Genomic DNA, 12269 nt, shown 5'->3' on the forward strand with positions numbered 1-12269 from the left:
ACGCCCGCTCCGCGGGCTATTCGATCAGCAGGGAGTGCCGATCAGCGCGACTCGAACTCCTGGCGGAGCGTCCCGTGGATCGGGTGCGCCGGGTCGTCGCCGACCGCGCGCGCCGGGTCGTCGATCTCGACGGCGCGTCCCGGTGCGAGGTCCGCGTCACCGCCGATCATCTCCGAGACGCCGTCGAGCAGATCCTCGGCGATCCGGCTCGAGAGCCCGCTGCGCTCGCCCGGCCCGGGATCGGTGAGCTCGTCGACCGGAGCGGCCAGCGCCGCCTCCAGTCCCGTCCGCTCGACGCCGGCCTCCGGCTGGTGCCCGATCCGCCGCGTCTGCTCGTGCTGTGACTCCGACCCCTGGGGCATCGTCGCTCCTCGTCCGTCTCCTCGCGGCAGCGTCGTCCCGTATCGGGGCCGAGCGCTCCCGCCGCTGCCCCGAGCGTAGATCACGGCGTGTCCGATCGCGGCGTCAGTCGAGCAGCAGCCAGGAATGCGCCTCGACCCGCTCGCCGCCGACGCTCGCCGCCTCGTCGCCGAGATTGAGCGCGAGCCGGGCGCTCTCGCCGGCCGGCCCCTCGGCCACCAGCAGCACGGCGGAGTTCGACAGGTCGACGCTCCTGGTGCGCGCGCCGACCAGCCACGGGTGCCGGCGGCGGAAGGCGATGACCTCCTGGTGCACGCGGTAGGCGTCGTTCCGCGGCCACTCGGCCGGGTCCGCCGGGAACTCCGGCCGGATCGCGTCGTCGCCGCCCGCGCGCTCCTCCTTGACGCCCTCGAGCCCGCGCTCGTCGCCCGAGTAGATGCTCGGCACGCCGCCGACGAAGCCGAGGATCGCGACGGCGTGCCCGTGGTGGCGCGGGTCGCTGATCGCGCTGGCGAGCCGGGTCACGTCGTGGTTGCCGACGAAGGTCAGCGGCACGAACGTCTCGAGGAACTCCGCGTGCCGCTGCAGCGTCCAGTCCAGCTCGAAGAGGTTGCCCTCCTCGATCGAGCTGCGTACCGACTTCCAGAGCTCGTACTGCGTGACGGAGTCCAGGCCCGACTCCCGCACGTAGCCGGCGTAGTCGCCGTGGATGACCTCGCCGACGAACCACGCCTCAGGGAAGCGCTCGCGCACCGGGTCGATCGCGGCGCGCCAGGAGGAGGGCTGCACCGCGTAGGCGGCGTCGAGCCGCCAGCCGTCGATGCCGCGCTCGAGCCAGTGGCTCATCACGGCGGAGACGTGCGCGGCGACCTCGGGGTTCGCGGTGTCGAGCTCGACGAGCGCCTCGTGCCCCTCGAAGACGTCGACCGGCAGGCCGTCGACCTCGCGCGCCGCGCCCGTCCGCCGGAAGCGTGCGGCGGCGGGGGAGCCCTCGCCCGCCGCCACGGCCTCGCGCCACCACGGGTGCTCGCGGCCGACGTGGTTGAAGACGCCGTCGAAGACGAGGCGGATCCCGCGCTCGCGGCAGGCCGCGATCAGCTCGTCCAGGTCGCGCTCGTCGCCCAGGCGCGGGTCGACCCGGAAGTGGTCGACGGTGTCGTAGCCGTGCGTCATCGAGGCGAACACCGGCCCGAGCAGCAGGCCGTTGCAGCCCAGCGCGAGCAGGTCGTCGAGCCAGGGCAGGATCCGGCGCAGGCGGTGCTGCGGCTCCTCTCCGGGCTGCGGCCCCTCGCCCGACGTCGCCTCGGCCCCGAGGAACGCCAGCGGGTGGATCTGCCACCAGATCGCCGTCGAGATCCAGCCGTCCGTCGTCGTCTCCGCCACCGCGGCCACCTCTCCCGGCGGGCTCGGGTGCACGCCGTCGGCGAGTGTAGCGACGGCCCCTGACATCGCCTCCCAGCCGCTCCCGACGGCTCCGCGGGCTGCCGATCGGCGTGTTTCCGGGGATTCCGTCGCGCGAATCGCCGCCGATCCGGGATCGGGCTGGTAGGTTACGGACGGTCCGACCGGTCGACGGGGTCCGTCCCCGGCCGTTGGACGACACACAACCACCAGCTGTTCTCAACAGCGCGAACGTCCTGGGAGGACACTCCAATGGCTGACAAGTCGCTCAACCGCACCGAGCTCGTCGCGAAGATCGCCGCCGACTCCGGCCAGAGCCAGGCCGCCGTCAACGGCGTCCTCGACTCGCTCTTCTCGACCCTCGCCGACTCCGTCTCCAACGACGTGAAGGTCACCATCCCCGGCTGGATCGCCGTCGAGCGCACGTCCCGCGCCGCGCGCACCGGCCGCAACCCGCAGACCGGCGAGACCATCCAGATCGCTGCCGGCCACTCGGTCAAGGTCTCGGCCGGCACCAAGCTCAAGGCCGCCGCCAAGTAGTCGCGGTCCGCGCCCTCACGGCGCAGCAGTTCCACACGAAGACCCCGGCCCTCCGCCGGGGTCTTCGTCGTCCTGCCGCCCCCCAGCCGCGAGAACGTAGGCTTGCCGGGTGAATCGAACCGTCCGGATCGCGGGCCCTGCGCTCCTGCTCGTGGTCGCCGCCCTCGTCGCGCTCCTGGCGGCGCTCGCGTTCGGCGGCGGTTCGGCGGCACCGCTCCTGAACGACCCGGGGCCCGTCGTCCGCTTCGGCCTCCCGGTCGCCAAGCTCGCGGTCAACCTCGGCGCCGCCGGCATGATCGGCTCGCTCGTCCTGACGCTGTTCGCGCTGAGCCCCCGCGCGATCGCGAAGCGCACCGGCGCCCCCGCCGAGGCGGAGCCGCGCACCGAGTACACGATCGCGCTCGACGTCGCCGCCGCGAGCGCCGCGTTCTTCGCCGCCGCCTCCGCGCTGACCGGCTTCTTCACCTTCCTCAACGTGACCCAGACGCCGCTGAGCCTCGACCGCGACTTCGGCACCAAGCTCAGCTACTTCATCGGAAGCATCCCGGTCGGCCAGGCCTGGCTGATCACCACCCTCCTCGCCGCCGTCGTCACGGTGCTCTGCTTCGCCGTGCGCAACCAGACCGCCCTCGTCTTCGTGACGGCGATCGCGCTCCTGACGCTGCTGCCGATGGCGCAGCAGGGCCACGCGGCCGGAGCGAGCGGCCACGACGCCGCGGTCACCGCCCTGGGCCTGCACCTGGTCTTCGCCGCGATCTGGCTGGGCGGGCTGGTCACGATCATCGTGCTGCGCCCGCTGCTCGGCGGCGCGCGCCTGTTGCCCGTGATCGGGCGATACTCGAGCCTCGCGCTGGTCAGCTTCATCGTGGTCGCCGCCTCGGGCTACATCAGCGCCGAGCTGCGGCTCGCGACGCTCGGCAACCTGCTCACCGGCTACGGCGTGCTGGTGCTCGTCAAAGTCGCGGCGCTGACCGCGCTCGGCGTCTTCGGCCTCGTCCAGCGCCGCTTCCTGATCGTCCGCATGCGTAGCGCCGGCGGCGCGGGCGGGCGAAGCTTCTGGTGGCTCGTCGCCGCGGAGATCGCCTTCATGGGCATCGCCTCCGGAGTCGCGGCGGCCCTCGCCCGCACGGCGACGCCGGTCGACCAGGTCGCCGCCACCGAGCTGACGAACCCGACCCCCGCGGAGCTGCTGACCGGCGAGCCGCTGCCGCCCGCGCCGTCCGCCCTGAACTTCCTCACCCTCTGGAACGTCGATCTGGTCTGGCTCCTGGTCTGCGGCTTCGGCATCGCGTTCTACGTCGCCGGCGTCGTGCGCCTGCACCGCCGCGGCGACCGCTGGCCCGTGCACCGCACCGTGCTCTGGATCGCGGGCATGCTGCTGCTGGCGTACATCACCAACGGCGGCGTCAACGCCTACGAGAAGTACCTGTTCAGCGCGCACATGCTCGCCCACATGGTCCTGACCATGGCGGTGCCCGTGCTGCTGGTCCCGGCCGCGCCGGTGACGCTGATCGCGCGCGCCGCGACGCGGCGCACCGACGGCTCCCGCGGCGGCCGCGAGTGGGTCCTGCTCGCCGTGCACTCGCGCTTCGCCACCGCGATCTCGCACCCGATCGTCGCGGCGCTGCTGTTCGTCGGCTCGCTCTGGGGCTTTTACTACTCGCCGCTCTTCCGCTGGGCGACGACCGACCACATCGGCCACGAGTGGATGATCGTCCACTTCCTGATCACCGGCTACCTCTTCGTGAGCGTCCTGATCGGCGTCGACCCGAGCGTGCACCGCGTGCCCTACCCGATGCGCCTGCTGCTGCTGCTGGGCACGATGGCGTTCCACGCCTTCTTCGGCCTGGCGCTGATGACGGGGGAGGGCCTCCTGCTCGCCGACTGGTACGGCGCGATGGGCTGGGGCACGAACGCCCTCGACGACCAGCAGGCGGCCGGCGGCATCGCCTGGAGCATCGGCGAGATCCCCACGCTCGCCCTCGCGATCATCGTCGCGGTGATGTGGAGCCGCTCGGACGCGCGCGACTCCAAGCGGCTCGACCGGCAGGCCGACCGCACCGGCGAGGCCGAGCTCACCGCGTACAACGACCGCCTGGCCGCCCTGCAGAAGCGCGGCTGAGCCGGGCCGTCTCCGATCCGGGTCGAGTCGTCCCGGGTCGAGTCGTTCCCGGTCGACGGACGTCCCGCGACAGCCCCGAGCGGGCTCCGCGGGCGCTTCCTATGCTGGCCGCTGCTGTCCGACCTCGCCCGCGTCCCGCGGGCTCGAGGCGCAGCGCTGCGAGAAGGGGAGCGCATGATCGAGGCACGAGGCCTGACCAAGAGGTACGGAGCGAAGACCGCGGTCGACGGGATCGACTTCACCGTGGCGCCGGGGAGGGTGACCGGATTCCTCGGACCCAACGGCGCCGGCAAGTCGACGACGATGCGGATGATCGTCGGTCTCGACCGGCCGTCCGCCGGCTCGGTGCTGGTCAACGGCCGGCCCTACCGCGAGCACGCCGCGCCGCTCGCCGAGGTCGGCGCCCTGCTCGACGCGAAGGCGACGCACCGCGGCCGTACTCTCCGCGACCACCTGCGCGTGATCGCCGCGACCCACCGCATCCCGCGCTCCCGGGTGGAGGAGGTCATCGAGGTCGTCGGCCTCGGCAGCGTCGCGCGCAAGCGCGTCGGCGGCTTCTCGCTCGGCATGGGCCAGCGGGTGGGCATCGCGACCGCGCTGCTCGGCGACCCGCGGACCCTCCTGCTCGACGAGCCGGTGAACGGCCTCGATCCGGAGGGCGTCCGCTGGGTCCGCGACTTCGTCCGCGCGAAGGCGGCGGAGGGCTGCTGCGTGCTGCTCTCCTCGCACCTGATGAGCGAGATGGCGCAGACCGCCGACCACATCATCGTCCTCGGCCGGGGCCGGATCCTCGCCGACGCCCCGCTGGACGACTTCCTCGCCGAGGCGCGGCCGCGCGTGCGCGTCGAGAGCCCGGACTCGGTGCGACTCGCCGCGCTCCTCGCCGCCCGCGGTGCTGCGGTCGCTCTCACGGGCGGCGGGCTCGAGATCGAGGGGCTCGAGGCGCCGGTGATCGGCGCGCTCGCCCACGAGGCCGGAGCGGTGCTGCACGCGCTCACCGCGCTGACCCGCTCGCTCGAGGAGGCCTACGTCGCGATGACGGCCGACGCCGTCGAGTACACCGCCGCCCAGCCGCACGGATCCCAGCCCCTCGAAGGAGCCTCCCGATGACCGCGACCGCCCCGAGCCCCGCCCGCGACGCCCCGAGCGGGGTGAGGCTCCGCCTCGACGGGGTCGTCCTCTCCGAGCTGCTCAAGCTCGTCACCGTCCGCTCGACCTGGTGGTCGATCGTCGTCTCGGTGCTCCTGGCGCTCGCTCTGGCCCTGGCCCTCGGTGCCGTCGTCACGCCGCCGAAGGAGGGCTCCGTCTCCGCGTTCGTCGCGGGCGGCGCGACCCTGCACCTGCAGTTCGTCGGCCTGGTGATCGCCGTCCTCGGAGCGCTGTCGCTCGGCGGCGAGTACTCCACCGGGATGATCCGCTCGACCTACACCGCCGTGCCGCGCCGGGTCCCGTCGCTCCTCGCCCGCGGGCTCGTCGTGGCCGTCGCGTCCTTCGTGGTGGGCGTGCTCACCTGCGTCGGCTCGTTCGCCGTCATCGCCGGGATGCTCGCGGCGAAGGGCACGCCCACCTCGCTGCTCGACGACGGCGTGCTCGGCAGCCTGCTCGGCGGCGGCCTCTTCCTGGCGGTCATCGGGGCGTTCTCGGTCGCCGTGGCGGCGCTGCTGCGCAGCACGGCGGCGGCCATCGGGCTCTCGGTCGGCGTGCTCTTCGTGCTGCCGTTGCTCGCGAGCATCGCGGGCGGTCTGCTGCAGGCCCAGTGGATCATCGACGTCAGCCCCTATCTGCTCTCGAACCTCGGGCTGGCGCTGTCCAGCGTCCCGAGCGAGGGCTCCGGCGTGGAGCAGATCAGTACGACGTCCGCGCTGCTCGCCAGCGCCGGGTGGCTCCTCGCCGTCTGGGTCCCGGCGCTGACGGCGACCCGCGTCCGCGACGTCTGACCGCGGCGCCGGGGTGCGGGGGTCGGCTGGGTACAGTGGAGCGGTGACCCAGCCGACCCTCTCCGACGAGCAGCAGCGGGTGTTCGACCTCATCGAGAACACCCGCGAGCACCTGTTCGTCACGGGCCGCGCCGGCACCGGCAAGTCGACCCTGCTCAACCACCTGAGCTGGAACACCGACAAGCAGATCGTCATCTGCGCGCCGACCGGTGTCGCCGCGCTCAACGTCGGCGGGCAGACGATCCACTCGCTCTTCCGGCTCCCGATCGGCGTCATCGCCGACTCGGACCTCGATCAGCCGCCCGAGCTGCGGAAGCTCCTGAACACCATCGACACCCTCGTCATCGACGAGATCTCGATGGTCAACGCCGATCTCCTCGACGGAATCGACCGCAGCCTCCGCCAGGCGCGGCAGCGCCGGTCCGAGCCGTTCGGCGGCGTCCAGGTCGTCCTCTTCGGCGACCCGTTCCAGCTCGCGCCCGTTCCGGGCGATCCGGAGGAGCGCGCCTACTTCGCCGACCGCTACCGCTCGCTCTGGTTCTTCGACGCGCTGGTCTGGCAGGAGGCGCCGCTGCGGATCATCGAGCTCGGGAGGATCCACCGCCAGAGCGACGAGCGCTTCAAGTGGATGCTCAACGCGGTGCGCTTCGGCATGGTCACCAAGGAGATCGCGGACGTCCTCAACGCCGCCGGTGCGCGCACGCCGCCCGAGAACGACGCAATCACCCTCGCGACCCGCAACGACACCGTCAACCGGATCAACCAGACCGCCCTCGCGCGGCTCAAGGGCCCGGTCAAGACCGCCTCGGCCGAGATCAGCGGCGACTTCGGCGGCCGCGCGTACCCGGCCGATCAGAACCTCGAGCTGAAGATCGGCGCGCACGTGATGTTCCTGCGCAACGACGCCGAGCAGCGCTGGGTGAACGGCACGATCGGCCGCGTGACCAAGGTGGCCGGCACGGTCTGGGTCGAGGTGGACGGCGAGGTGCACGAGGTCGAGCCCGCGACCTGGGAGCGCTACCGCTACTCCTACTCCGCCGCGACCAAGAAGCTGACCCGCGAGATCGTCGCCGAGTTCGCCCAGTTCCCGCTGCGCCTGGCCTGGGCCGTCACGATCCACAAGTCGCAGGGCAAGACTTACGACTCCGCCGTGGTCGACCTCGGCTCGCGAGCGTTCGCCCCCGGTCAGACCTACGTCGCGCTCAGCCGCATCACGAGCCTCGAGGGGCTCTACCTCACCCGGCCGCTCCGGCCGAGCGACATCATCGTCGACAAGGACGTGCTGCGCTTCATGTCCGAGCGCCGGGCCGAGCCCGCGGCCGTCGCCGAGCCGGAGTCCGCGTCCTCCTGAGCGCCTGAGCCCCTGAGCCCCTGAGCGGCCCGTCAGGCCGCGGCGCGCGAGCCGGCCAGGTCGCGGAACACCGCGGTGGTCAGCCGGTACGCCTCCGCCACCTCGGCGATGACGCGCTCGCGCTCGTCCTCGTCCCAGCCGGCGGCGTCGAGCTGCTCGCGGTAGACCGCGCGGAAGGAGGACGGCGTCGCGATCTCGCCGTAGAGGTAGAAGCCCACGCCGTTGGTCTCGAAGCCGAAGCGCCGCTGCAGCAGGCTCCGCACGATCGAGCACCCGGAGAGGTCGCCGAGGTAGCGGGTGTAGTGGTGGGCGACGAAGCCGCCGCTCCAGCCGCTCGCGACGGTGCGGATCCGCTCGACGTAGGCCGCCGTGGAGGGGAGCGGGCTGATCCGCGAGCGCCAGTCCTCGCCGACCAGGAAGCGCAGGTCCTCGCCGATGGCGGGCAGCCGGGTGAGCTTCGGCGAGATGAACGGCGCGGCGACCGGGTCGCCCGCCATCGCCTCCGCCACGGCTTCGAGCGCCTCGTAGACGAAGTAGTGCTGCGCGATCATCGCGACGTAGTCGTCGCGGCTGCCGGACCCGGTCATCAGCGCGGTCATGAAGGCCGAGACCTCGTCGTCCGCGGCGGACCGACCGAGGCGCGTGCGAAGGGCCTGCGAGAACGAGGTGACGTTCGAGACGTTCGGCACGGCGGCCTCCTTCGGCGTCTTAGGTTGCCCTTACCTTAGCTCGAAGGCACCGCGGTCGCCAGGGCAGGGCTCAGTGCGAGTGCCCGCTGTCGGTGACCGTCGTCATCATCCCGCCCATGTCGTGCGAGCCCTCGGAGGAGGCGGACAGCGCGGGCGTCGCGAGGGCGGAGACGAGGAGCGCGCCCGCGAAGAGACCGAGGACCGCGCGCGGGGCCGAGACGGGCCGCTCCGCGGTGCGCTGCGAGCGGAGGGTCGCCGCGACGATGGCCGCGGCGACGAGCTGCAGGGCGCCCGCCGCGAGGGCCGGTAGGGGATCGCGGAGCAGACCTGCGGCGATCGCGAGGACGAAGCCGGCGACGGTGACCCCGGTGACGGCGAGCGCGGTCCGCGGGAGGACGATCCGGTCGCGGGCGAGGACGACGACACCCCAGACCAGCTCGACGACACCGAGGGCGGCGAGCGGGAGGGTCCCCGCGTCGAGCTGCCCGGCGGCGAGGGAGAGGTGCACGAGGCCGGCGCCGATCCCGGCGAAGGCGGCGTTGCCGCGGGCGACGGTGCTCATCGCGGTCTCCGATCGTGGTGGAGGTGCAAGAGGAAGAGGCCCCGGATCGACACACCGCATCGTGTCGTCCGGGGCCGTTCGGTCCGTCCGCCGCGGAAAACGGCGGGCCCGCGGCGGACGGAGTCTGGGGGGAGCGGACGGATCCGCTCCGGGTCAGGCGACGGCGGTGCGCGCCCGGGCGCCCTTGTCGGCGGTGAGCCCGACTCCGAGGAGGACGAGCGCGCTGGCGAGGTGCAGGAAGTGGTCGGCGGTGTTCAGCGCGAGCACGTTGAGTGCGGTGTTGACCAGGAAGAAGCCGACGACGCCGAGCAGCAGGTAGACCGCGCCGACCGTCGTGTTGACCGTCTTGGCCGCCGAGGTGGTGGAGAGACCGGCGATCAGCAGCGCGCCGCCGATGAGCAGGTGCGCGATGTTGTGCAGCGGATTGACCTCGAAGATGCCGAGGAGCAGTCCGCCCTCCGTCGCGAGGAACTGGACGCCGCCGGTGACGACGAAGCCGAGCAGTCCGACGACCACGTAGACCGCGCCGAAGAGCGTGGCGAGCAGCCGGTTCGGTGATGTGCGCATGATTCCTCTTCTCCTTCCGGGCAACGCCTCCGCGTCGCTTGTCCCTTCTTCGTAGCAGCCGCTCAGACGGTTTGGAAAAGGGGTGGCCGGATCCGGATCCGCGTGGTTCCGGGTCACGGTCGGGACACGAAAGCCCCCGCGCCGGCCCCCGCCCCGTGCTGCGCGAGACCGCGCCCGTACAGTGGAGGGGTTCCAGCACGCGTCTTCGGGGGGAGTCGAACGGCATGATCGGTGGCCGCAGGCCGACCCGGGTCGGGGCTCTCGTCGTGACCGCTCTGGTCCTCGCCCTCACCGGCTGCACCGGCGGTGCCGACTCGGTCGTCCCGGACGCGCCGCCCGGGCCCGTGCCCGACGAGCTGGGGACCGCGCTCTCCGGCTTCCTCGTGGAGGCGCAGGGCGCCGCGGGGGCCACCGGCGCGATCGCGGGCGTCTGGTCGCCCTGGGCCGGCGGCTGGGAGACCGCGGTCGGCTCGATCGGTGACTCCGAGGCCACCCCGGTGACCACCGAGACGCACGTGCGCCTCGGTACCGGCGGGACCGCGGCGATGACCTGCGACGTCGTCGTCGCGCTCGCGGAGAAGGGGACGCTCGATCTCGACGCCGACGTGGGCGAGTCCCTCACGTCGCTCCCCGGCATCGAGGGGATGACCCTCCGCCAGCTCTGCTCGCACACCTCCGGCCTCGCCGACTTCCGCTCCATCCTCTGGCCGACCGTGGTGCAGAACCCCGCCCGCGAGTGGCCCACGCTCGAGCTGATCTCGGCCGCGCAGGTCAGCGCGCCGATCGCCGAGCCGGGCGCCGCGTGGGCCGACTCCTCGACCGGACCGCTGCTCGCCGGCGTAGTGGCGACGCAGGCCACGGGGCGCAGCATGCAGTCGCTGTACGACGAGTACATCGTGCCCCGCTACGGCCTGAGCAGCACCCGCCTCCCCGGCGACTCCGAGCTCGAGGTGCCCGGCCCGGCGATGATCGGCTTCTCCGCCGCCCTCGACCCGCGCTCCGGCGCTGTCCAGTGCGGGGTCCCCCGCGACCTGTCCCAGGCCTCGCCCTCCTCGCTCGGAGCGGCCGGCGGCGCCGTCACCGATCTCGACGATCTGCGCCGCCTCGCCCAGGGTCTGGCGTCCGAGCCCGCGGGGGAGGCGATGTGGGCCGATCCCGTCCCGCAGGGTCAGGGGCGGGCGGAGTGGCTGCTCGCCGGTCTCGGCGGCCACCAGGCCGGCCCGCTGCGCGGGTTCTCCGGCATCGCGCCGGGCTTCCTCACCGCCGCCTACTCCGATCCGGAGTCGGGGCTGACGGTCGCGGTCGCCTTCAACAGCTCGACCGCGGGCGACGGCTTCGCCGCCTCCGCCGCGCGCGCCCTCGCGGCGATCGCGGTCGAGCAGGGCGCGGCGGCCGGCGACACCGGGCTGCCCCAGCTGCCGTGGACGGCCGACGGCGAGCGCGGCGCCGTCCAGGGCGCGCGCCCCTGCTGAGCGGTCCTACCCTGGACCCATGCCGATCACTCCCGACACCAAGGACTGGACCTGGGTGCTCGAGCGCCCCTGCCTCGAGTGCGGCTTCGACGCCTCGCTCGTCGAGCCGGACGCCGTCCCCGCACTGATCCGCCAGAACGCCGCCGCCTGGCCGTACGTCCTCGAGCGCGAGGACGCCGCGGGCCGCCCCGACGACGAGACCTGGTCGCCGCTGGAGTACGCCGCGCATGTGCGCGACGTGCACCGCATCTACCGGCTGCGCCTCGGGCTGATGCTCGAGGGCGACGACCCGCTCTTCCCCAACTGGGATCAGGACGTGGCGGCGGTCGAGGAGCGCTACGACCAGCAGGACCCCGCGGCGGTCGGCCGCGAGCTCGTCGAGGAGGCGGACCGCATCGGCCACGTCTTCGAGGGCGTCGACGGCAGGCAGTGGCAGCGCCCTGGTCGCCGGAGCGACGGCGCGTCCTTCACGGTCGAGACGATCGCGAAGTACTACCTGCACGACGTCCAGCACCACCTGCACGACGTCCAGGGCTGAGCGCCCGGAGCCGGCTCGCCGGTCGGTGCGTCAGCAGTCGATCAGCTGCGGGTTGAGGAACGACAGGGTCCGCGCGTAGGCGAGCGCCGCGGCGGACGGGCTGACCGACTCCCGCAGGGTGGCGTTCGCGAAGTGCCGCCCGGTGTCCGGGTAGGTGTGCGCGGTGACGGGCGTGCCCGCCTCCTTCAGCCGGCCGACGAACGACTCCGGGTCGTCGCCCTCCGGCCAGTCGTCGCTCTGCGCGTAGTGCAGCAGCGTCGGGCAGGGCACCAGCGCGTGCTCCTCCCGGCCGAGGGTCGCGTAGTAGGCGACCACGGCGTCCACGAGACCGGTGGCGGCGACGAGCAGCGCCAGCCGCCCGCCGAAGCCGAAGCCGATGATCGCGGAGCGGGCCGCGCCGGCTGCCGCCCCGGTGCGCACCGCGTCGGCGACGGAGGCGAGGGCGCGGTCCTGCGCCGCCATCGCGGCGAGGTCCCACGCGTCCTCGGCGGCGAGCGTGGCCCAGCCGTCGTAGAGGTCGGGGACGAGCACGTGGTAGCCGTGCTTCGAGACGGCCTCGGCGAACGGCTCCAGCCAGGGCAGCCGGCCGAACACGTCGTGCAGGATCACCACGACGGGGCGGCCGGGGTGCCCGTACTCGAGGGCGATGCCCGGAGACGGGATCTGGACGAGCTCGCTCACCCGTCCAGCCTGCACCGTCGAGGGGCCGGATCGGCGGATCGGCGCCGAT

The 12269-nt window shown here is 73.1% G+C and carries 13 protein-coding genes; 7 read left to right on the plus strand and 6 right to left on the minus strand.

What is annotated here, in order from left to right:
• Positions 1 to 41: 41 nt before the first annotated feature.
• A complete protein-coding gene (locus tag EDF22_RS00965; RefSeq protein ID WP_123701726.1) occupies positions 42 to 362 on the minus strand; it encodes a hypothetical protein in 321 nt (106 codons plus the stop codon).
• A 103-nt stretch (positions 363 to 465) separates the two neighbouring features.
• A complete protein-coding gene (locus EDF22_RS00970) occupies positions 466 to 1743 on the minus strand; it encodes an alpha-amylase family protein (protein ID WP_260302056.1) in 1278 nt (425 codons plus the stop codon).
• Positions 1744 to 2013: 270 nt separating this feature from the next.
• Between EDF22_RS00970 and EDF22_RS00975 the strand changes: the two genes are divergently transcribed.
• The 5 genes from EDF22_RS00975 to EDF22_RS00995 all read left to right on the plus strand — a co-directional run bounded on the left by EDF22_RS00975 (position 2014) and on the right by EDF22_RS00995 (position 7711).
• Complete coding sequence (locus EDF22_RS00975; protein WP_055786347.1) at positions 2014 to 2301, plus strand: HU family DNA-binding protein; 288 nt, start codon at positions 2014 to 2016, stop codon at positions 2299 to 2301.
• 109 nt (positions 2302 to 2410) lie between these two features.
• Entirely contained in the window at positions 2411 to 4423 is a 2013-nt protein-coding gene (locus EDF22_RS00980) for a cytochrome c oxidase assembly protein (RefSeq protein ID WP_221180877.1), read from the plus strand.
• Between the two features lie 174 nt (positions 4424 to 4597).
• On the plus strand, positions 4598 to 5533 hold the full coding sequence (locus tag EDF22_RS00985; RefSeq protein WP_123701729.1) for an ABC transporter ATP-binding protein: 936 nt from the start codon (positions 4598 to 4600) through the stop codon (positions 5531 to 5533).
• Positions 5530 to 6360: an ABC transporter permease gene (locus tag EDF22_RS00990; RefSeq protein WP_123701731.1), complete on the plus strand. Its 831-nt coding sequence runs from the start codon at positions 5530 to 5532 to the stop codon at positions 6358 to 6360. The genes EDF22_RS00985 and EDF22_RS00990 overlap by 4 nt, the downstream gene beginning before the upstream one ends.
• Before the next feature lie 43 nt (positions 6361 to 6403).
• The gene (locus EDF22_RS00995; RefSeq protein WP_123444845.1) at positions 6404 to 7711 is read left to right on the plus strand and encodes an ATP-dependent RecD-like DNA helicase; all 1308 of its coding nucleotides are present in this window, start codon (positions 6404 to 6406) and stop codon (positions 7709 to 7711) included.
• Between the two features lie 32 nt (positions 7712 to 7743).
• Here the strand turns inward: EDF22_RS00995 and EDF22_RS01000 are convergent, their stop codons facing one another.
• The 3 genes from EDF22_RS01000 to EDF22_RS01010 all read right to left on the minus strand — a co-directional run bounded on the left by EDF22_RS01000 (position 7744) and on the right by EDF22_RS01010 (position 9529).
• Positions 7744 to 8400: a heme oxygenase (biliverdin-producing) gene (locus EDF22_RS01000; RefSeq protein ID WP_123701733.1), complete on the minus strand. Its 657-nt coding sequence runs from the start codon at positions 8398 to 8400 to the stop codon at positions 7744 to 7746.
• 70 nt (positions 8401 to 8470) lie between these two features.
• The gene (locus EDF22_RS01005) at positions 8471 to 8962 is read right to left on the minus strand and encodes a hypothetical protein (RefSeq protein ID WP_123701735.1); all 492 of its coding nucleotides are present in this window, start codon (positions 8960 to 8962) and stop codon (positions 8471 to 8473) included.
• Between the two features lie 153 nt (positions 8963 to 9115).
• Complete coding sequence (locus EDF22_RS01010) at positions 9116 to 9529, minus strand: DUF4383 domain-containing protein (protein ID WP_123701737.1); 414 nt, start codon at positions 9527 to 9529, stop codon at positions 9116 to 9118.
• Between the two features lie 266 nt (positions 9530 to 9795).
• Between EDF22_RS01010 and EDF22_RS01015 the strand changes: the two genes are divergently transcribed.
• Both EDF22_RS01015 and EDF22_RS01020 read left to right on the plus strand, forming a co-directional pair.
• Entirely contained in the window at positions 9796 to 11001 is a 1206-nt protein-coding gene (locus EDF22_RS01015) for a serine hydrolase (RefSeq protein ID WP_148059073.1), read from the plus strand.
• Between the two features lie 19 nt (positions 11002 to 11020).
• Positions 11021 to 11539, plus strand: coding sequence for a DinB family protein (locus EDF22_RS01020; protein WP_123701740.1), 519 nt, complete (start codon positions 11021 to 11023; stop codon positions 11537 to 11539).
• Between the two features lie 30 nt (positions 11540 to 11569).
• Here the strand turns inward: EDF22_RS01020 and EDF22_RS01025 are convergent, their stop codons facing one another.
• Positions 11570 to 12220 (minus strand): dienelactone hydrolase family protein, encoded by a 651-nt coding sequence (locus tag EDF22_RS01025; protein WP_123701743.1) that lies wholly within the window; start codon positions 12218 to 12220, stop codon positions 11570 to 11572.
• Between the last annotated feature and the right edge of the window lie 49 nt (positions 12221 to 12269).

The organism is Rathayibacter sp. PhB127 (genome assembly GCF_003751665.1).
Lineage (GTDB): Bacteria > Actinomycetota > Actinomycetes > Actinomycetales > Microbacteriaceae > Rathayibacter > Rathayibacter festucae.

Coding starts and splice junctions, on each gene's coding strand:
- EDF22_RS00965 (WP_123701726.1), bottom strand. CDS start 362: ATGCCCCAGGGGTCGGAGTCACAGCACGAGCAGACGCGGCGGATCGGG.
- EDF22_RS00975 (WP_055786347.1), top strand. CDS start 2,014: ATGGCTGACAAGTCGCTCAACCGCACCGAGCTCGTCGCGAAGATCGCC.
- EDF22_RS00985 (WP_123701729.1), top strand. CDS start 4,598: ATGATCGAGGCACGAGGCCTGACCAAGAGGTACGGAGCGAAGACCGCG.
- EDF22_RS00990 (WP_123701731.1), top strand. CDS start 5,530: ATGACCGCGACCGCCCCGAGCCCCGCCCGCGACGCCCCGAGCGGGGTG.
- EDF22_RS01005 (WP_123701735.1), bottom strand. CDS start 8,962: ATGAGCACCGTCGCCCGCGGCAACGCCGCCTTCGCCGGGATCGGCGCC.
- EDF22_RS01010 (WP_123701737.1), bottom strand. CDS start 9,529: ATGCGCACATCACCGAACCGGCTGCTCGCCACGCTCTTCGGCGCGGTC.
- EDF22_RS01020 (WP_123701740.1), top strand. CDS start 11,021: ATGCCGATCACTCCCGACACCAAGGACTGGACCTGGGTGCTCGAGCGC.